This window comes from Chryseobacterium sediminis (assembly GCF_008386505.1).
Taxonomy (GTDB): Bacteria; Bacteroidota; Bacteroidia; order Flavobacteriales; family Weeksellaceae; genus Chryseobacterium; species Chryseobacterium sediminis.
Map to the genome: position 1 here is coordinate 1,450,600 of NZ_VUNZ01000001.1, position 20,600 is coordinate 1,471,199.

The window sequence follows — 20,600 nt, forward strand, 5'->3', positions numbered from 1 at the left end:
GATTATTAATTAATTTTAACTTGAGATCCTTTTACTACTGTTACTGCTCCTGATTTAAGCTCTGAACCGGAACTGCCTTCTGCTTTGAACTGCGCACTTGCTTTTACACTGATATTGGTTCCTTCCATTTTAATGTCACCTTTTGCTTTGATCTTGATGTCTTTTCCGCTTTCTATACTGATACCATCTTTATTAAGTGTAAGAATATTAGAATGCTCATCTTCTATTTTAATAACATCAGCATCTTCGTCTACAATCACTTTTTTACCTTTCGGGGTTTCCAGTGTGTATGAAATTTTGTCGTCATTAAAAATCATTTTCATTTCGCTTCGGGTAACAAAGCCCTTTTCGTGATTATCATCAGATGCTACAATAGGAGCTGGTTTTGCGCTGCTGTTCAGCATTCCAAGTACTACGGCATCATTGGGATCGTCATTAACAAATCCGATGATAACCTCATCTCCGATTTCCGGTCTGAAGAATGATCCTCTGTTCTCCCCTGCATCAAGGGTGGCAATACGTGCCCAGATTCCTTCTTCCTCGTTATTAATGATAGGGATCTGCACTAAAATTCTGTCTTCTCCGTCCGGATCTGATTCCAGTTGTGATACTACCCCTACATGCAATCCGCTTATGGCAGGCATAATTCCTGAACCTGGCTTTTCACTTACATCATAGGTTTCTGAGAACCATGTTGGAGAAAGCCCGAATTGAGCGTCTACCAGCCAGTTTCCTTCAGCGATTTCATGACGGACACCGGTTACGTATATTTTCCCGTTGAATCTGTTTCCTACGCCTTGCAGTGTTAATGAAACTCCTGGTATCACAGATGGGATTCCCTGAAATTGCACTCTTCCTCTTGTTTTGGCTAATTGCTGGAAGGTTGCTTTGGCATCGCTCCATTCCTGCAGTTCTCCCTGAGTAAGATTCCCACCATGTTTAAGCTGCAGATCTTCAATTCCGAAGACCTCTGCTAAATCACCTGATGAAAGATTTCCGTTGAGGTTAATGGCAGGATCCTGAGCTTCAACTTCCGTCATTTCCTGATCCGTATAGCTCCATGTTTTAGCTGTAATTTTGCTGAACTGGTCTCTGGCATCAATTTCGCCGTCAAATTCATGTACGGATGATCCGTAAACCACTGTTTCTACTGTATCACCGCTAAAATCAGGTTTACCGATTTTGATGGTTCCATCTTCAACGAAACAAAGTTTACCGTTTGCCTGTGCTCTGGTAAGCATAAAATCCCAATCAGAAACCTGATACTGCACCAATTCCTTATGTGAATTTGAAGTAGCTTCAACATCGGCAGTAAGCCCGTTATTACTAATAAGTTCTTCCATGACATCGCTGTCTGTGCTTTCATAGAAATACTTACTTTTTCTTCCTAGAGTCATTTTTACAGCCTTATCTCTGCATTCTACAATGAGGTAAGAAGAACCGTTTCTGATTTTTATGTTGTGCTTTACAACAACTCCTTTAAAAATGGTTTCCTCTTCGGAATGGTATCCAGCGGTAATCTCAATTTCTTTTCCGGGAATTAACAGATCTTCATTACTAAGCTTGAAATCCTGCTCCGGTATACTTCCGTCTAAAATAACAATGCGGGCATAAGGAATTCTGTTGAATTCTTTTTCCACGACAATGTTTTTTACCCCGTACTTGCCCGGCAATTCTGTTCCTCCAGACATTACCTTATAGGTGACTAAATCTGGATTTTTTGCTGTTTGTATGTATCCGCTATTATTCATATTATGAAACTTTTTCTAATGGCGGAAAGAATAATTCCTGTCCTGGTTTTAATTGTCTGAAGTTGATAAGATTGTTTATTTTAGCTACCTCCAGATAATATTTGGAATCTCCGTAGATACTTTCGGTCATTAATGGCAGTGTATCTCCGGCTTGTATTGTTCTTTTGTGGGTAACGTCTGGTGACTCATTTTTTTTCTGTGCAGCTTCCAGCTTAGGGCTAATAGATTCGCTGAACTTTGCTTTTCCTATCGCTCTCAAAGGCTGTCCTTCATTGTCAAACAACTTATATTCTACAGTAAATTCTGCCAGTACTCCTTTAAATTCAAAGTCTCCCCAATTCAGAATTACGTTATAAGGTTTGTGTATAGGACCTGAAACCTGGCCTGTAGCCTTATAAAAAGCATCAACCTGATCTTTTACAGATGTCTTTTTAAAAGCTTTCCCTTTAATTTTATTGATAAGTTTAATCCCGGAATTCGCTTCTGTAACTCCTGTACCATCAAATAGAAATTCTAATTGTAAATCCGTTGAAGGTGATGCTACATATTTTAAATCGGTTTTAGCAGTTCCTGGCACTGAGCCGGGTTCAAGTTCCGTTTTATATGTTACAGAATATCCTGTAGGATTGATAAAAGCCTTAAAAGCACCATTCTGAATTCTTTTTTCATAATCAGAATCTTTATAGGTTCCAATTGTCAGTTTTTGAATTGCTCCTCTCATTATCTTTCTTTTTTACGTTGTTCTATCTTTGCTGCCTGCTCTACACTTTCACTGATCGCACGCATGAGCAATGTTTCATCTACCGATGCGGCAGTTGTGGTTGCTGCTGCTTTTTCGTCCACATTTATTTTAATGTGAAGCTCTTTTATTTCTATTGGCATTTCGTTTGTTTTTTAATCGATCATTAATATTCAAAACACTAATAACCAATGATTTAACATATTTATTTTTAAAAATCTAAGCACATGAAGGGTGTGTTCAGTCTCTGTTATAGACCAATCTGTTGTTTTTTATGAAAAAAGATTTGGGTAAAAGTTATCTTTAAACTAACACACGTTCAGGTGCTTAGATTTGATTTAGAAATTACAAGCCTAAGCTTGCTAACGATGAGGGTATTGTGAAATATCTATATTTCAGTTCTATTGTTTCAATAGCAAGTTTGCTTTCTTCTGCGTTGAATTCTGACACTTCCCATCTTACGGGGTATGCTCCAACTACATTCCAAACCATTAAGGGTGCTGTAGACTGAATTCCTCCTGAAAGAGAAATGATCAGGTCTCTGGGTTCAAACTGGAAGTTTTCCATCGCATTTCTACACCAGCTTATCAATCCGGAACTTACGATTAACCCACGCTTAAGAACAAGATTAGGATATTTGGGTCTCAAAGGAAGCTGGTGTGTAAACCTGTTTTCGCCTCCTTCGGCATATTCTTCAGTTCCAATTTCTGTTGATAAACCAGATATAGATTGAAATCTGGAGTCAATACCCTCTGTTGTTGAAATCCCATTAACAATAAAAGAGAAACTGGTTGGAGGATATAAAACTGCCATGATTAGTTATTTTCAATAGTTAGTCCTTCGTGTGCAATTTCCAGCGTTTCAATAGCCACCTCATTACCTTCAGCTTTTAAGTCTGTTGATTGTAATTTAAGAGGGAATGCATTTTTCACTTTCCACGTTACTGCAGGTGCTCCTGTTTCATCTAAAAGAGAGATTGTAATAGATCTGCGCTCTACTGTACTTAGCTGAATACTCTGGAACCAGTCGAAATATTCGTTATCAGTTTTAAAAGTTCCTCTCTTTAAAGTAATGTTGCTGAAACTTTTCATTCCAGGCATTTTAATCTTACTAAAATCAGGGCTTGCACCGTGTCTGTATTCAATTAAAGCTGCTTCAACATTTAAACCGCTTACTTCCTGGAAACCTACTTTTGTTCCGCCCCAATCTACTTCAAAGGCAAACTTTACTAATGGATATGTACTCATAATGTATTTATTTTTATTTGTTATTTAGTTTATTTTTTATGCTTCCTGTAATTTGTGTGAAAAACGTAGCACAATAAATTCTGCCGGACGTACTGCAGCCATCCCAATTTCAATGATCATTCTTCCTTCCAGAATATCCTGAGCAGACATTGTTTTGTGTAAACCAACGCTTACATAATAAGCTTCTTCCGGCTTGCTTCCTGCTAAAGCACCGTCTCTCCACTGCTGATCAAGGAAATTCTCGATCATAGCCTGTACACGAACCCATGTATTGGCAGTATTCGGTTCAAAAACGAAACGTTCTGTAGCTTTCTTTACAGATTCTTCTACCATATTGAAGAAACGACGTACTGGTACATATCTCCATTCGTTACTGTTTCCGTCTAATGTTCTAGCTCCCCAAACTAATGTTCCTTTTCCTGTAAAAGTTCTGATGGCGTTGATGGATTTTCCTGCTACCGCATCTACGTTAAGACCATCCTGCACTTCGTTAGAAATTTTTACAACAGGTGCCAATACATTGCTGATTGCTAAGTTGGCAGGTGCTTTCCATACTCCGGAAGTACTGTCTACTTTAGCATAAATTCCGGCAATTGATGAAGATGGAGCTAATACCAGTCTTTTAGCTTCAATTTCTTTTTTAGCCTGATTATACAATGCTGAACTTTTTGATTTCAACCATGCTAAAGTATTTCCATTTTGAGGCATTGCAACATCTACAAGAACTCCTAAGTCATTTAATTCTTTATAGCTCTCGATTTTAACATCTTTATCATCAAAGCTATAGCTTAAAACGGTCTCCAATTTTGGATAATAGGCTGCTCCATATTTTAATCCTGTAGCATCTACTCCGGCTCTAAAAGCAGCAGCATTTTCAAAAACATCCATAATAACGAATCTGTCTTTCAAATCTTCTGCCTGATCCAAAGCTTTATTGTATAATTTGTAAGCATCTGCTCCTAAAACTTCAGCATCCGGGAAAACGATAAGTGTAGGCTCATCTTCTTTTTCTAGTGATTTCAATCCGAACCATAAACCGCCAACAAACGTTTCAGTTCCTAATACAGGAGTGTGTTCATAGTCAGCTACTGAAACAATATAACATGGTCCGCCACCATTAGCAAAATACATTTGCATAGCATAATACATTTTGTAAGGGCTTACTTTGCTGTTATCGATAGTTGCAGTAACAGTTGTATCTTCGATCTTAACAGAGATTGCCGTTTTTTCATCTTTTGCTCCTCCAAAAATTGTTTCGTATTCCAACATAGAAGAGATTCTTGTAGGTTCATTTCTTGGTCCTTTATCTGTATGACCGATAAAAGCAGGGATAGCCGTTTCTACTTGCGCTACAGATGGTGGGAATTTTGCAGTTTCCTCTACGTAAACTCCAGGTGTTTTGTAATTCATTTTTTAAAATTTTAAAGTTAATATTAGTTATTTTCAATAGTTAATCCTTCGTGTGCAATTTCTAAGGTTTCGATTGCCACTTCATTTCCTTCAGCTTTCAGATCTGTTGATTGTAATTTAAGAGGGAATGCATTTTTCACTTTCCATGTTACTGCAGGCGCTCCTGTTTCATCTAAAAGAGAAATCGTAATAGATCTGCGCTCTACCGTACTTAGCTGAATACTTTGGAACCAGTCGAAATATTCGTTATCAGTTTTGAAAGTTCCTCTCTTTAAAGTAATGTTACTGAAACTTTTCATTCCAGGCATTTTAATCTTACTAAAATCTGGGCTTGCACCGTGTCTGTATTCAATTAAAGCTGCTTCAACATTTAAACCGCTTACTTCCTGAAAACCTACTTTTGTTCCGCCCCAATCTACTTCAAAGGCAAACTTTACTAATGGATATGTACTCATAATTTATTTTTAATTTTAATTGTTATTTAATTGATTTTATGCTTCCTGTAATTTGTGTGAAAAATTCAGCACAATAAATTCTGCCGGACGTACTGCAGCCATCCCAACTTCGATGTTCATTCTTCCTTCCAGAATATCCTGAGCCGACATTGTTTTGTCTAAACCAACGCTTACATAATAAGCTTCTTCCGGCTTGCTTCCTGCTAAAGCACCATCTCTCCACTGCTGATCAAGATAATTTTCAATCATTGCCTGTACACGAGTCCATGTATTGGCAGTATTCGGTTCAAAAACGAAACGTTCTGTAGCTTTCTTCACAGATTCTTCTACCATATTGAAGAAACGACGTACAGAAATGTATCTCCATTCGTTGCTGTTTCCATCCAGCGTTCTTGCACCCCAAACCAGGTTTCCTTTTCCTGTAAAAGTTCTGATTACATTGATGGATTTTCCTGCTACCGCATCTACGTTAAGCAGATCTTGTTCTTTATTGGAGATTTTTACTGACGGTGCTTCTACTAAGCTAAGTCCAACATTAGCCGGTGATTTCCAAACTCCGGAAGTACTGTCTACTTTGGCATAAACTCCCGCCATTGCTGATGATGGACCCAATACTACTGATTTTGATGCAATTGCTTTTTTAGCCTGGTTATATAATTCTGAATTTTTTAATTTCAGTTCTGCTAAATTTTTAATACCAGCTGCGCCCGTAATCAAAACATTAGCTTCATTAAAATCATAGCTCAAAACCGTTTTTAATTTTGGATGATAAGCGGCTCCATACTTTAAACCTTTAGCATTTACTTCTTTTCTAAAAATGGTATCATTTCCAAGAACATCCATGATAACGAATCTGTCTTTCATAGATTCTGCCTGATCCAAAGCGCTATTATATAGAGAATAGGCCTCAGTAATAAAAGAATCTATGTTGGCATCAGAAACATTATCGGCATTTTGAGAAGCAAAAGCAGAAATAAGATTAGTAGTTGTAAGATCTTCATTATAAGCATCTGCTACAACTTTAGCAGCAGCCTTAACGGTAGCAACAGTAGAATTTGCAACGGCAGCAGCAACTTTAGCAGCATCTACAACATCTTGAGCAGCCTTAACAGCAGCAATTTCGCTAAGGTTTCCAGGATTAGTAACTTCATAATCATCAGCAATAGCAACAGCAGCGGCTATAGCAGCAGCTACATTAGCACCGTCAACCGCGTTTGAAACAGCTTTAGCAGCAGCTTCAGCAGCAACAGCTATATTCCTGTTATCCATAGTCACTTGCAAGGCATCATCTGCAGCAATAACTTCAGCAGCAGTGGCAACCAAACCTTGAAGATCCGGGAAAACGATAAGAGTAGGCTCGTCTTCTTTTTTTAGTAATTCAAGACCGTATAATAAAGTTCCGGCTACTGTTGTAGAAGTTCCAGCAGTTACCTCATCATTGTAACCTCCTACCGAAACAATATAGCAAGCTCCTCCTCCATTCGCAAAATACATTTGCATAGCGTAGTACATTTTATAATCGCTTACTTTAGGCTGTATTGCTGTTGCAACACCATCTTTGAAAGCTACAGCAAAGGTTTCCGGGTTTGCTTTTCCAAAAAGCTGTTCATACTCCAACATCGAAGCAATTCTCGTTGGTTTATTTTTCGGTCCATCCGCTGTATACCCAATAAAAGCAGGGATAGCCGTTTCAACTTGCGCTACGGAAGGTGGAAATTTTCCTTGTTCCTCCACGTAAACTCCAGGGGTTTTGTAATTCATTTTAAAAAAATTTTACGTTAATATTAATTATTCCTCGAAGTAAAAACTTCGGATATTTATTCGTGACTGATATATTGATTTTATTGTTTAGAATTGTTGCAGTGTGTGCGAGAATTTAAGTAGAATAAACTCTGCCGGACGTACCAATGCTATTTTAAGGTCTACATTCATTGTAGTAGTCCCATCAACTCCCTTAACTGTTACTTCGTAAGCTTCCTTCGGGGTACTGCCTGCTAATGCACCTTCCATCCACTGCTCGTGAAGAAAATTTTCTAACATTGTTTTTGCCCGTAACCATGTGTAGGGAATATTAGGTTCATTAATAAACTTGTCAAGTGCTTCTTTTATCGCCTGTCTGAGCATATTATAATAGCGACGTACATGTATATACTTCCATTCGTTATCTTTCCCTTCATCATTTTTATCCTTCCCCTCAAGAGTTCTTGCTCCCCAAATTAAGGTTCCTTTGCCTGTAAAAGTTCTGATTGCATTGATTGATTTTCCGAAATCATCTATATTTAAAGCAGCCTGTTCATTGTCAGAAATTTTTTCTGTAGGAGTAATGACATGGCTAATATTAACATTTGCCGGAGCTTTCCACACTCCTCTTGTACTGTCTACTCTACCGTATGCTCCTGCAATTGCTGATGATGGCGGTAAAACAACTTTTAACGACTGTATTTCTTTTTTTACCTGATTGTATAATGCGGAATTAGATGATTCTAAATTTTTAAGTGTTATCCCGTCTGCATCTCCTTTTTCGTCTTTTACCTCAAGAATGGCAGTTTTTAATGCCTCAAACTCTCCACTGAAGACAGGTGCATTTTCGTCGAAACCATCGGGAATCATAAAATCGTCAATTATTCCGTCATATATGGCTTCCAAAACAACTTTTGCCTCATCAATTACTTCTGTTAAAGCATTCTTTTTATCACCAGCATCAGCTGTTTCATTTATTTCTTCCGCTATTGCAATGGCCTGATCTAATAAATCAGCAAGGACGTAAGCATCAGCAGACCCGGTTGAAATTTCGGCACTTGCCAACCTTTTTAATTCATCTAAAGCAGCGATCTCACCCGCATAAAAAAGAGAACTTCCTTGTCCCGCTTTTTGTAAACCAGCATGAGTTATAGGAGTTTTAGTCTCATCAAAAGTATAATTCAAAATGGTTTTTAAGTGAGGGAAGTAAGCTGCCGCATAATTAGTGGGGTCTATATTACTTCTAAAAGCTTCAATAGTGGTAAGATTGTTTGATTTCGTAACAGAATTTCCGTAATAGGTATCTAAGATAACAAACCTGCTTTTCTTATCATCTTTAGCTTTATCAATTGCCTGATTATAGATATCATAAAACTCAGATTCATTGGTTAATGAAACAGCATCGGGGAAAATAATAAGAATCGGTTCTTTAACATTTTTATGATCAATCTTACTGAGCCCTGTTTCCAGTGAGGATAGTTGTACTTCTCCTGATGTATAATCCCCTACAGAAATGATATAACACGGCCCACCGCCATTTGCAAAATACATTTGCAGTGAATAATACATTAAAAATTGTACTTGAGGTACTATAATAGTTGTTCCCTGGCCTTCAACATCTTTTAGCTGGATATTTTCTTTTTTTGCTTTTCCAAAATATTGTTCATATTCTAAAAGAGAACTGATTCTGAAAGGGTCATTATACCCGGCAGGGAGTAGTTCGGTATACCCAATAAACGCTGGCATAGCTGTATCTATGTAGGCAACTGAGTACGGAAGTTTTGTAATTTCTTCAACAGAAACACCTGGTGTTGCTGAATTTAACATGTTTAAAAATTTAAAGGGTTATTAGTTTTTAGTTTTTGCTTTTATGATTAATCAACTTTAATACTTTGTATATTAACGTCATTAATTAATTTAACAGGGAATACCTCTTTAGCTGCAATTTTTATCACACTGATTTTATATAAAGCAGAAGGCATTACTTTTCCGCCTAATAATCCCCAGACGTAACTTAGCTGCTCAAAGGGAATAGAGTGCAGTTCAATTCTGAAACTGAAGTTGTTTTCCGGTTTAGGATCAACATATTCCAGAACATTTTTTGCCTGAAATACTTCAATAACTTTTGAAATACTTAGTAAAGATTTGCTATATGTACTTCTGTTGGCAGCAATCATTACATAGAGGTTTAAGTAAGCCGGAGTACTTTCTTTATCGTAACGGACTGGATTGTTGTCTACCACCACCTGCTGATACCTTGGTCTGTTTTTCAAGGTTGATTCTTCCTCAACGGTGAGCAGGCTGATTACTACTTTGTTATCAAGTCCTTCAGGATTGCTATCATGCTTTGCGATATCATCAACAACAGCGATTTCAATTTCGTTAGGAACGTTAGGGTCCCATAAACCATCCGGAGCATTTAGCTGATTTTTTAAAACTGTTAATACTTTATTAATCATAATTTCTGTTCTTAATTATTATGGTGCAAACATACAATCACCACCCCTCAGAAGACAAATATTTTGGGGACTCAATACAGTCTTTGCAGTAAATAGGATTTTATTACTTAGTTAAAAAAAACAAAAACACCACAATTAACACACTGAAAACAAATACATTAAAAACAATCCTAAAAAATAAAAATTTATACTGAAGATTTTCCTTGTCTAATTATGACTCAATTTCAGTCTGCCTATTGAGTCTCATTCTGCTTTTAAAAATCACTGTATTTCAACATCAGATTGTCCAATAATTAAATGACAATTTTATTGGTCCTTCCATTTTCTGGGTTGTAAATAATCGAGTATAATAATTGATTCCCTGAAATATTGGTTTTCAAAAAAATCACAGACTTTCTATCACGTTTTCCGTACTCAACAGCTCTAAAAATTGTAAACCTGCATCACGAGGAAATGATTTTGTCTTTTACTGCAAAGACAGAATAGAGCGGTCCTATAATTCGCAAAATGGTTTCTCTTCTTTCTAATTTTGACCCAATAATTAAAAAAACTTTAATCATATGAATATTAAAAATCTTTTCAGCAAGCGAAATGAAATCATTGGTGGTCATTTTAATGAATTACGTTCAAAACTGGGTGCAGCGAATCAAAACGAGGAGGCTATTTTCTCTTTAAGGGAAGAAATTTGTAATGCATGTCCTTTAAAAAACGGTAATAATTGCAACGCAATGAAATGGCTCAATCCAGAAACACTGGAAGTAATAGATGGTCCAAAAGACGGATTTATCAGAGGCTGCGGATGCAGATTGAGTGCCAAGCAAAGATCAAAATTAAGTCTTTGTCCTGCAGGTTTTTGGGGTGGAGAATTCGACCGAAAGTAAAATCATTTAACGATTTCCCATATTTTAAAAATTAAACCCATTTAATGTGAAGCAAAATCATATCATTCAGAAAGTTTTTGTTGAAATTACCGTAAACAACAAATCCAAAGCATTGAGTATAAAAGATGATATTAATAGCTTTTTGTCTATTGATGTTCTTCCGGAAATAGAAAATCATATCATGGCTTTAGAATATAAGTTAGCCGGTCATACCCTGCAGATTCCTCGTTTAGAATTAAATGTGGAGGTAAAAAGCAGCGCATTAAATACTGAGTTAAAAGATAAAATAGCTGAACTCTTCAAAGAAGAACTGTCAGAAGTGGCGAAACCTGTAGAAGTTTCCCATCAGGAAACAGAAAACGATACTAAAGCATATCTGGTAGACAATCAGGAAAAGATTCTCAAAGCTTTTATCTATTTTTTAGAAGAAGGAACTATGCCTTGGTGGAATTCGGAGAGCAATAGCATGGCTATTTTGGAATCATCAGTTTTTGACCGTATTATTTCGGCAGGAAGCTTTCAAAAAAGCATTGTATCAGTTTTGTCAAAAGAAAATGTCAGAAATCGAATTATCAACCAGCTTTCCAATGAACAAATTGCACAGTTATGCCTCGCAATTTTGAAAAATAAAGAATTGAAAATCAATCTAAACACTGATACAATCCATCATCTATCAAAACTGAAGCATACAGACAGAATTGCGATATGGCGTTTGATTTTCAATGTAATATCAAAGTATTTTAATACATCCGATAATCATCCCCGGGAGTATCTGTTACAAGAATTTTCAGCAACAAAAGAGCTTGGTTTATCAACCACAAAAAACAATCATCAGAACAGGAAAACAATAGTTAAAATATTCCCTTTTATTACAGAAAATGAAATTTCTGAAAGCATCAAAGTGAATGCAACAGATCAACCGGAAGATTTAAAACCTTTGGATCCTATTCAGGAAAATGTAAATCAGGACAAGGAACAATACATTCAAAATGCAGGGCTTATTTTAATCCATCCATTCATCAAAACCCTGTTTGAACATTGTGAACTCATTGATCCCAAAACCCAACAGCTCACTGATCCGGAATTGTGTGCCCACCTATTGCATTATATTGCTACGGGAAAAATAAATGCTCCGGAATACGACATGATTTTTGAAAAATTCCTGTGTAATATTCCGATGAACCAAACGATTAACAGGCATATTAAACTTTCTCGTAAGCATAAAACACAGGCTAAAAATGTAATAGAAAGTGTACAGCACAACTGGGCTCCTATGAAAAAATCTTCTGCAGCATTAGTACAAAACGAGTTTTTCCAACGACCAGGGAAATTAGTCATCACTGACTCTGATTACACGCTTACCGTAGAACGAAAAACACAGGATATTCTTCTTGAAAAGCTTTCCTGGGGCATTGGTCTTGTCAAATTGCCGTGGCACAAAAAATTCATATTTGTGAACTGGTAATAACAGGCTGCATTTTCTAGATACTCTGAAGCTTTCCAAATTCTCTAAAGTTGCTGATATAAAATCAGGAATACGATCACCACAACACTATTAATTCAAAATAAGATTATGAAATCTCCTATTAACCATGAACATACGTCATTAATTAAGACAAATATTAATGAAAAAACAGAAATAATCAATCCTTTATTCCAAGTCAATACTGTAAATCATAACTCTTTAAATGAAGAAATGAAATGGTTACAATCACTTATTGAAAAACGATGCAAAGAATTGTTTCTGGAAGATGAGATAGAATTGAATGGTGATTATGAAATCCCTGAACCTCCAAAATCAGACGATCAGTCTCCTTATTCGGTTACGGTAAACATCCATCAGCTTACCGTTGTGGACAGAATAATCTTAGCGCTGGGGATTGCTTCCGCTCATTATCCGTCTGTCCTGAAAACTTTTGTACAGATAGAAGAAAGCAGCAATGCATTTGCTATTGAAGCAGGCGGTGAATATGATAAAATAAGCCGCAGCTTTAAGCCAACTTTTCAAACCGCACTTTTCTTGCTGGCAGGTAAAGATTTGTCCCTGTGGTCACAATATGGTGCGCAACTCATCAATGGAAGTGTCCTGCTCAAAAATGATCTTATTTATAATCGTTCTTCAGCAGAGTTCATTCATGGAAAAATTGAATTGGATACCGCTTATCTGAATTATTTTTTATCAGGTCAAAAACCACAATTAGATCATGGTTCTTATTTTCCGGGAAAGCTCTACAAATCTGATCTCACCATGGAAGATATTATTTTAGAAGATAATGTGAGGGAACAAATAAAACCCATCGGACATTATATAAAAGCATTGGAAAACGGTTTTTTCAAAACCAATGAGCATAGTTTTAAACCTGGTTTCATTGCTTTATTTTACGGAACACCGGGAACTGGAAAAACGATGCTGGCAGGCATTCTTGCTAATGAATATGGTATTGATATGTATCATGTAGATCTTTCACAGGTAGTGAGCAAATACATTGGTGAAACTGAGAAAAATCTTGAAGTGCTATTCAACAGGCTTCAGGGTAAAAACTGTATGTTGTTTTTTGACGAAGCCGACGCTTTATTTGGAAAACGTTCTGATGTAAAAGATGCTCATGACCGCTACGCCAACCAGGAAGTTTCGTATTTGTTGCAGCGAATAGAAAAATTTGACGGATTAACAATTCTTGCTTCCAATTTTGAAAACAACATGGACGATGCTTTCAAGCGTCGTATAGATGTTTCTGTAAATGTAATACGACCTACAGAAACTACAAGAAAAGCCCTGTGGGAGCATTATCTCCCTCATAATATAGCTTTTGAAAGTGAGGAACTTTTAAAACATTTAACCAAAGAGTATGCTTATACTGGTGCTAACATCCGAAACATTATGAAAAATATAGCTATGGCATTACATGATCGTAATGAAACCACTATTACCTATTCATTAATAAGCACTTATTTAATGATAGAAAACGAAAAGGCTTTCGGAAAAAACCAGGCCCGCCTAAGCCCATTTGTACAAACCTCTTAGCATAACATAAACTCATCTAATAACCAATACCATGAGCAGACACAAAAAAACATTTGCGCCGAGGGCCGGCAGGTCCGATAAGCAAAAAAACAACAGTAAAGAAGATAAAGAAAAGCCTGAGCAGATCACCGATCAGGACAGCAAAATATCCCTCGCAAAAACAGAAGTTACCCAAATAACATATAGTCCTTTTAAAACCAGAGCATTCAGTAAAGTAGAAAAAAACGGATCTGTCATTCAATTGTTTGACACAGGGCAGCATGTTTCAACGCTTAATACCACACTTGAAAAGTTAGGGCATAAAGTATCTGAAAATAAGGCTTATTTTGGTGATAAAACAAGGCTTGCACTCATCAACTTTCAAAGCAATAACGGCATTACAGCTTCCGGAATTTTTGATAAGGAAACTTTGTTGAAAATGAATCACGAAACAAAAAAATCAGATGAAGGGGAAACTATCGGAAAAACCACATTATCAAATAAAAAAACAGAATCGGACACAAGAAATAAAGGTATATCTGAACCTGCATCTCTTTTAGAATCTAAGCTTGAAAGTCAAGAATTTTTTCAATCATCTTTCCAAACAGGCAAAGATCCTATACAATTAAAAAAATGTAACCCTGAACATGCAAATGATTATTGCCTAATTGTTAGCTTCATTCCCAATACAAAAATCCCAAAAGGCAATACAATTGAAGGATATGTTATTTATTATCAGGCTGTATATGGTGGCAGTAAAGAGAATGCGATAAAAGTAGCTGAGAGCTGGGGTGAAGAGGGTAGAATAAACTTTGCAGGAGAGATCAAAGCAGGAACACCAACAAATGTTACTGTACCTCTTGAGAAATATCTGGATAATCTTTTCTTTGGAGCACCAAAAAATGAATCTGCCAGAGAAGCTTTAAAACAAAAATTATTAGGAATTGTAGACAATGATCAAGATAAAAAAAATGAAAAGAAAATTAACAGAGAAGAGCTTAACAAATTTTTAACTAGCGAATACAGTAAAATTACAGAGGATAGTGAATATATAGCACTAAAAAACAAACTAAAATCTTTAAAAGCACCTGAACTTTCTCCAAAAGGTAAAAAAGCAGCTGCACTTTTAGAGAAAACCCCTAAAAATAGCGAAGCTCAAGACATATTAATTGAAGAGTTTGAAAAATTCGGAAAAGAAATGGCTCTTTATATGCTTCAAATTAACAGGAAATTAATTCTTACAGAGGCAGAGAGACATGGTATTTGGCTGCCATATGGAGAGCATAAAAATAAATTACAGGAACTTAAAACCGGTATAGAAGCTTATAAAAAACAAATGGCTGCTATACAAGCTAGTCTGCCTAGTTTTAAAGAGCAGCAAAAGCTATATCAAGAAGCCTACGATGCTGTTGGTAGGGATCCTTATGCAACAGACATTCATGATCAAAAAATAAATAAAGCATCAGGAATTGAAAGAAAATACTCTGCCAGAAATGAAATCTACAGATCTATTCCTATTTTATCAATAGGTGATGATTTCAACAATAAAGGACTGAAAGTCGAAAAGCAAGAATGGGCTCCTGATTGGGAAAATTTTGATTTCAAAACCGACGAACAAATTATAGCTGCTTTAAAAAACAGTATTATAACACAGTTGGAAAAAATAAATGAAGCTGAAGAAAATATAATAGATGAGGATTTAGATTTTATTTGGGATTTGGGAGAACTTATTCCTATTTCTATACAACAAGCAGGTATTTCCAGCAATAAAAATGCTGTAAAAGTTATACAGGATAAAGTCCGACAAGAAGCGAAATATGAATTTATAAAAAATATTATTCTTATAGCCGGAGGTATCATTCTTTCCATTGTATCTTTAGGGCAGGCTACTCCATTTTTGTTAGCTATTTTAGCCAGCGGTGGTACTTTAGCGATTAGTACATATTTTGTAAAACAGGAGATTCATGACTATAACTTAAACCAAAGTTTATATGATGCCTCAATACAAGTCGGGCAGGTGCTGCAAGGTGACGATCCTAGCTTGGCTTGGCTGGTACTCGCCATTGCTGGTGCTGCGTTAGATGCAGGATCATTAGCAAAAATACTAAGATCAGCTAAACCTATTTCTGCAGCAGCCAAGGCATTTAATGATGCCGACGATACTACAAAAGCATTAACTATATTAGAAAGTGATCTACTTAAAATTGAAGGTCTTGAAAAAAAAGTAAGGGAAAATATTGTTAAACAGGCCAAAATACAAGCCCAACAGCAAAAAATACTGGCTGGCTTTGTAAAAGCAAAACAGCTTACCTACGCAACAATACCAGGTTTAGCACAAACAGGCGAATTATTAGCCAGAGCGGTATTTGCTATTCGAAAAGGAATTGTTACATTTGATAGTTTTGTAGCCGAACTCAAACTAAACAAACTCATAAGTAATACAGGATTAACCCCTGAACAATTGCTTTTGGTTAAAAATACCTTTGAAAAGGCAAAAACTTTAGCTAAAGATGACAAGCTGGCTATTGAACTTGAAAAAGCAATGGCAGATAATGACCTTGTAAAGGTGAGGAGTTTACTGGAAGAAACTGAAAAAATTAAAGGTGAAAAACCGGTCAAAAATACTAATTTAGATGAATCAAAATCACCTAAAGAAAAGGAAACAAATTCCAGAGAGAGCAAGATTGAAGAAGAAGATATTTCTATTCCCTCTTCAATTAAAACAACAGAACAAATAATTACTGAAGCATCAGATAAATTATCTCAAATAATACCTGGTCTCTCAAAAGATCAAGCAACATTTATCTTAAAACAGGCATTTTCTAGAAACTCTTCTGTTATATTTGGTGGTAGTAGAATAAGAGGTAATTATACTCTAACAAGTGATTTAGATGTTGGATTTGGTCAATTGACAAGCTCTCAAGCAGGAAAAATAATAAAATCAAATAATGCTATTTTTGATGCCGGAAAAATTGAAGGATGGTTAAAAATGGAAACGACTAAAATAATTCCAGGTAATGAAACAAAAAGTATTGAAAGAATTACAACTCCTGAAGATTTTTTTCAGAGATCTGGTGTCAGATCAGCAGAAGATGCAAAAGCAGGTGAAGCATATGGTCCATCAGGATCTATTACAGTTGAACCAGACGGAAATATTTTTAAAATAGATATAAATGGAAACCAAACAAATATTAAATTAAATTAAATTAAAGATAAATAAGATGCAAGTATACATTAATAATCAAGAAACGAATTCTCAACATTTATTCTATGATGAACATTACTATGAAAAATATATTGAAGACAAAGAAATATATCAATTTGATATAAATATTGAGCTAGATATTTTCAATAAAATAATGCAACCCAAGTATGAAGAATTGTTGAATGAATTAATAGAAGATGATAAACAAACCGGTGAAAACTATGCCTTAGAATTATTTGAAAATCTTACCGAATATCCTTCTTATGAAGATATTTTGAATGACTCAAAAATTGGAATGAAAGAAAAAATGAGCTATCTTAATACTTTTTTTATATCACAAATTTTGAATGTGTATTTTAGTCAGAAAAGTAACTTTGATAATAAACGTTGGGTAATAAGGGAAGTTTTGTATCTAAATCAAAAAGAAAATAATGTTATAATCAAGGGTAATGCCCAAAAAATAGATTAATTATAGTAGTACAAACAAATTATTCTATTCTTAATATTATCAATAAATTGTATCAAGGTTAGCTCAAAAATGAGCTAACCAGCTCTCCGAAGTCTCCCGACTTCGGAGAGTTTTATTTCAAACAAATCGCTAAACAGGCTGCAGAATATAAAAAAATAAAAACACCAAAAAATATAAATTTACTTGAAAATGAATAAAAAAGATACAATAGAAAAGATCTTATATTATCACTTTGAAATAGAAAAGATCAATAATAAGGAACACTATTCACTACTAAGAGCGGTAATGTATAAAGACACAGGATTGCAGGGAGAAGAATACTATAATGGAGAATGGCATAATGAAAAAGCAGCATTAAGTTATTATCCGGATCCAACACCGGGAGAATTTGTAGATGAAATCAGAGCAAAAGAGATCATGAAAATAATAGATAAAGAAGTAAGATGAATTATAAAGACCAGTTGTATAATGCCAGAAAATTTGCAATAGAAAAGCACAATGGTCAGCACTATGGAATATACCCGTATGAAATTCATTTAGGCAATGTAGTAAGTATATTAATGAAATTTTCTATTCTTCCGACAAATCAAGAAAACACTGATATCCTGATAAGCGCATGGCTTCATGATATACTGGAAGATACTACAGTTTCAATAGAAGAATTAGAGAAAAAATTTGGAAAAAAAATTACTGATATTGTATTTTCTTTAACTGATGGAGAGGGGAAAAATAGAGAAGAAAGAAAAAACAATATGTATAACAAACTGATTCACAATCAAGCTGGCATTATTGTAAAATTAGCGGACAGAATAGCTAATATAGAGTTTTGTTTGATACAAAATAATAAGAAATTATATGAAATGTATCAAAAAGAACAACCAAAATTTCAACAAATAATATCATCTAAAATGAACACAGAATTAGCAAATTCTCTATTAATCTACTTAAAAACATTACTGTAAAAAATCTCTATCCGAAATTGACTGCCTGATATATTTTTTTGTTACTGCTGTTAGTCAAAGCCACTATAATTTAGCTAAAAGATATTATAAAGAGTCAAAAGCAAAACATAAAATTTATATTGGGTAAAGAATCAGAGCAGAAATCATCTGCTCTGATTGATATTTGATCAGCAATTATTTAATCTCTCAGACCTTACTGTTTGCCTGAAAAAACCATATCTTTTTCGGTCACTATCTTGGCCGCCTGATCATTGGTATACACACATACACCGCCTACCCAGGTTTCCAATACCGGAATGTCCCGCATTTTCATATATTGTAATGCAGGAGTATTTAATGAAAGAGGGTTCTGTTCCAATATCACAAAATCAGCAAAATACCCCTTATCTAAAGACCCCACCCATTTGTCTGCATAACATTGCCATGCAGCATCATAAGTAACAGCAATCAAAGCCTGTTCAGGGGTAATACGTTCTGCACTGTTTAAAACTTCAATATCTTTTGGATTCTTTTCCATAATTCTGGTAATCGATTGTTCCATCATTCTCAAAGGGCCTAATGGACTCACCTCATTATCACTATGAAGAGTAATTCTCATACCGGCAGCAAGCGTTGAACCACAAAGATCAAGCATTTGCGCCTTTTCACCGAATATTACTTCCTTAAAAGCATATCCCCAGTAGCCTACGTGTCCGATAAGGAAACTTGGAGAAACTCCCATTTGAAGCATATTCGTAATCTGATCTGCCGTCAGAAGCGAGCAATGCTCTATACGGTTACGAAGTTCAGAACCTTTATATTGAGCCAAAGTACGCTGATAAGCATTGATAGCAAATGTTACTGCCTGATCACCATTGGCATGAACCATTAACGGCCAGCCTTTTCCAGCCACCACAGTATTGATCAATGTATTATAACTTGGCGGAATTGTATTGGCAGGAATACCTGTCTGCGGGAAATTAAATACCCCTGTATTATTTGCAGGATCACACAGATATGGAGTACTCTGATATCCGGTTAGTCCTTGATTTGAACCATCCGAAACCACCTTAATATGTCCATAATATACAGGCTTATAATGTTCCGGTTCTTTATAATGATCCAGATTATTTACGTCTTCCTGATTAGAACAAAGAAGTGCCCCGCCCGTTCTTACCACTTCAGGATGAGTCTCAAAATATTTGGTTAAAAGTGTTTCTGATCCCTTATTCAGTCCCGCATCATACATAAAAGTTACACCTCTTGAATTAGCCGTGTGAAAAAGCTCCGTAAGATAACGATTGATCTCTATGCTCATCGCAATGATCTGTAGTTTTACGGTCTTCAATGCCGGAGTCATCTGCAAACCTTCCTGTAGCTGGCCTTTCGTTTCACTGATATATTTGTCAACAGTTTTATACTCGTTCTTTATATCCGAATTGTGATCAAACACATACTCCAATGCCTTAGTATTCAGATAAAGGGTATGCATAGAGGCACTTAACAACATCATAGGAGTATCATGATTAATAGTATCAAGTATTACATTATCAATCGTTATTAATTCTTTTTTGCCCTCTTTTTCCTTAAAAGGCATTAATGACGGATCCAATCCTCTACCTAAAATAACAGCTCCTGGAATTTTAGGAATATGTCCGTTGATGATTGCCCCAACAGAAGTTAAATCATACACAGCCTTTAAATTCTGCCCGTCAAAAGGACTCAGATCCAGCCAGCCAGTCATCATTGCTGTAGGAATCATATGAACATGGGGCTCTATCAGTCCTGGTAGTAAAGTTTGAGTACCTGTTAATTCTTTTCTTTGAAATCCTGAATGCTTCTCATTCATATAGGTTTCTACCTGATCTGCTGTACCGGTTACAACTACTTTTCCGTCAGCAAATCCAATGGCATCAATGGTACCAGTTGAACCTCCGATCATTGGCAGAATATTACCTCCGCTTATCATCAGGGTTTGCGGTTTTTCATGGGTTGCTTTTCCGGAACCGGGATTTATTTTCGTCAGATTTTCGGCGCTGAAAAGCTCGTCTTTAAAAATTTTCAAAATAGGATTGTCACAAGAACAATGTGTACATCCGTGAGAGTGCGTTTGTTTAAGCTGTTTTTCCATAAGAATAATTTGGTTTTAAGAGTATGGTTAAAGTTTAATTCTTTCTGTATCTATTTTAATAACATCCTATCTTAACGACATAGAAAGGCAACCTTATTAACGAATAAGACAGATTACATTATTAAAATTAAATGAGATTATTTTTAAAAGATATATTCAAATAAATAT

At 35.6% G+C, this 20,600-nt stretch carries 18 protein-coding genes; 7 read left to right on the plus strand and 11 right to left on the minus strand.

What is annotated here, in order from left to right:
• Nucleotides 1–5 precede the first annotated feature (5 nt).
• The 10 genes from vgrG to FW780_RS06715 all read right to left on the minus strand — a co-directional run bounded on the left by vgrG (nt 6) and on the right by FW780_RS06715 (nt 9,801).
• Nucleotides 6–1,751 carry a type VI secretion system tip protein VgrG gene (gene vgrG / locus FW780_RS06675; RefSeq protein WP_149832779.1) on the minus strand — a complete coding sequence of 582 codons (1,746 nt, stop codon included), beginning with the start codon at nt 1,749–1,751 and terminating at the stop codon, nt 6–8.
• A gap of 1 nt (nt 1,752) precedes the next feature.
• Nucleotides 1,753–2,472 (minus strand): CIS tube protein, encoded by a 720-nt coding sequence (locus FW780_RS06680; protein ID WP_149832780.1) that lies wholly within the window; start codon nt 2,470–2,472, stop codon nt 1,753–1,755.
• Nucleotides 2,472–2,633: a DUF5908 family protein gene (locus FW780_RS22345; protein ID WP_167510654.1), complete on the minus strand. Its 162-nt coding sequence runs from the start codon at nt 2,631–2,633 to the stop codon at nt 2,472–2,474. The genes FW780_RS06680 and FW780_RS22345 overlap by 1 nt, the downstream gene beginning before the upstream one ends.
• A 202-nt stretch (nt 2,634–2,835) precedes the next feature.
• Nucleotides 2,836–3,303, minus strand: a complete 468-nt coding sequence (locus FW780_RS06685) for a phage tail protein (RefSeq protein WP_047378137.1) — start codon at nt 3,301–3,303, stop codon at nt 2,836–2,838.
• 2 nt (nt 3,304–3,305) lie between these two features.
• The gene (locus tag FW780_RS06690; RefSeq protein WP_047378138.1) at nt 3,306–3,737 is read right to left on the minus strand and encodes a phage tail protein; all 432 of its coding nucleotides are present in this window, start codon (nt 3,735–3,737) and stop codon (nt 3,306–3,308) included.
• A 36-nt stretch (nt 3,738–3,773) separates the two neighbouring features.
• Nucleotides 3,774–5,147, minus strand: coding sequence for a phage tail sheath family protein (locus FW780_RS06695; protein ID WP_149832781.1), 1,374 nt, complete (start codon nt 5,145–5,147; stop codon nt 3,774–3,776).
• A gap of 23 nt (nt 5,148–5,170) precedes the next feature.
• Nucleotides 5,171–5,602: a phage tail protein gene (locus tag FW780_RS06700; RefSeq protein WP_047378138.1), complete on the minus strand. Its 432-nt coding sequence runs from the start codon at nt 5,600–5,602 to the stop codon at nt 5,171–5,173.
• A 36-nt stretch (nt 5,603–5,638) separates the two neighbouring features.
• Nucleotides 5,639–7,363, minus strand: a complete 1,725-nt coding sequence (locus FW780_RS06705; RefSeq protein WP_149832782.1) for a phage tail sheath family protein — start codon at nt 7,361–7,363, stop codon at nt 5,639–5,641.
• Between the two features lie 87 nt (nt 7,364–7,450).
• Nucleotides 7,451–9,169: a phage tail sheath family protein gene (locus tag FW780_RS06710; protein WP_149832783.1), complete on the minus strand. Its 1,719-nt coding sequence runs from the start codon at nt 9,167–9,169 to the stop codon at nt 7,451–7,453.
• Between the two features lie 47 nt (nt 9,170–9,216).
• A complete protein-coding gene (locus FW780_RS06715; protein ID WP_149832784.1) occupies nt 9,217–9,801 on the minus strand; it encodes a DUF4255 domain-containing protein in 585 nt (194 codons plus the stop codon).
• A gap of 560 nt (nt 9,802–10,361) precedes the next feature.
• Here FW780_RS06715 and FW780_RS06720 point away from each other — a divergent pair.
• The 7 genes from FW780_RS06720 to FW780_RS06750 all read left to right on the plus strand — a co-directional run bounded on the left by FW780_RS06720 (nt 10,362) and on the right by FW780_RS06750 (nt 18,322).
• Nucleotides 10,362–10,682 carry a hypothetical protein gene (locus FW780_RS06720; RefSeq protein WP_149832785.1) on the plus strand — a complete coding sequence of 107 codons (321 nt, stop codon included), beginning with the start codon at nt 10,362–10,364 and terminating at the stop codon, nt 10,680–10,682.
• Between the two features lie 46 nt (nt 10,683–10,728).
• A complete protein-coding gene (locus FW780_RS06725; RefSeq protein ID WP_149832786.1) occupies nt 10,729–12,147 on the plus strand; it encodes a contractile injection system tape measure protein in 1,419 nt (472 codons plus the stop codon).
• Between the two features lie 108 nt (nt 12,148–12,255).
• On the plus strand, nt 12,256–13,707 hold the full coding sequence (locus tag FW780_RS06730) for an ATP-binding protein (RefSeq protein WP_149832787.1): 1,452 nt from the start codon (nt 12,256–12,258) through the stop codon (nt 13,705–13,707).
• 31 nt (nt 13,708–13,738) lie between these two features.
• Nucleotides 13,739–16,891, plus strand: coding sequence for a peptidoglycan-binding domain-containing protein (locus FW780_RS06735; protein ID WP_149832788.1), 3,153 nt, complete (start codon nt 13,739–13,741; stop codon nt 16,889–16,891).
• A gap of 16 nt (nt 16,892–16,907) precedes the next feature.
• Entirely contained in the window at nt 16,908–17,360 is a 453-nt protein-coding gene (locus tag FW780_RS06740; protein WP_149832789.1) for a hypothetical protein, read from the plus strand.
• Nucleotides 17,361–17,549: 189 nt separating this feature from the next.
• On the plus strand, nt 17,550–17,807 hold the full coding sequence (locus FW780_RS06745) for a hypothetical protein (RefSeq protein ID WP_149832790.1): 258 nt from the start codon (nt 17,550–17,552) through the stop codon (nt 17,805–17,807).
• Nucleotides 17,804–18,322: an HD domain-containing protein gene (locus FW780_RS06750; RefSeq protein ID WP_149832791.1), complete on the plus strand. Its 519-nt coding sequence runs from the start codon at nt 17,804–17,806 to the stop codon at nt 18,320–18,322. The genes FW780_RS06745 and FW780_RS06750 overlap by 4 nt, the downstream gene beginning before the upstream one ends.
• A gap of 193 nt (nt 18,323–18,515) precedes the next feature.
• On the opposite strand, the gene FW780_RS06755 is transcribed toward FW780_RS06750, so the two are convergent.
• Nucleotides 18,516–20,432: an amidohydrolase gene (locus FW780_RS06755; RefSeq protein WP_149832792.1), complete on the minus strand. Its 1,917-nt coding sequence runs from the start codon at nt 20,430–20,432 to the stop codon at nt 18,516–18,518.
• Nucleotides 20,433–20,600 lie beyond the last annotated feature (168 nt).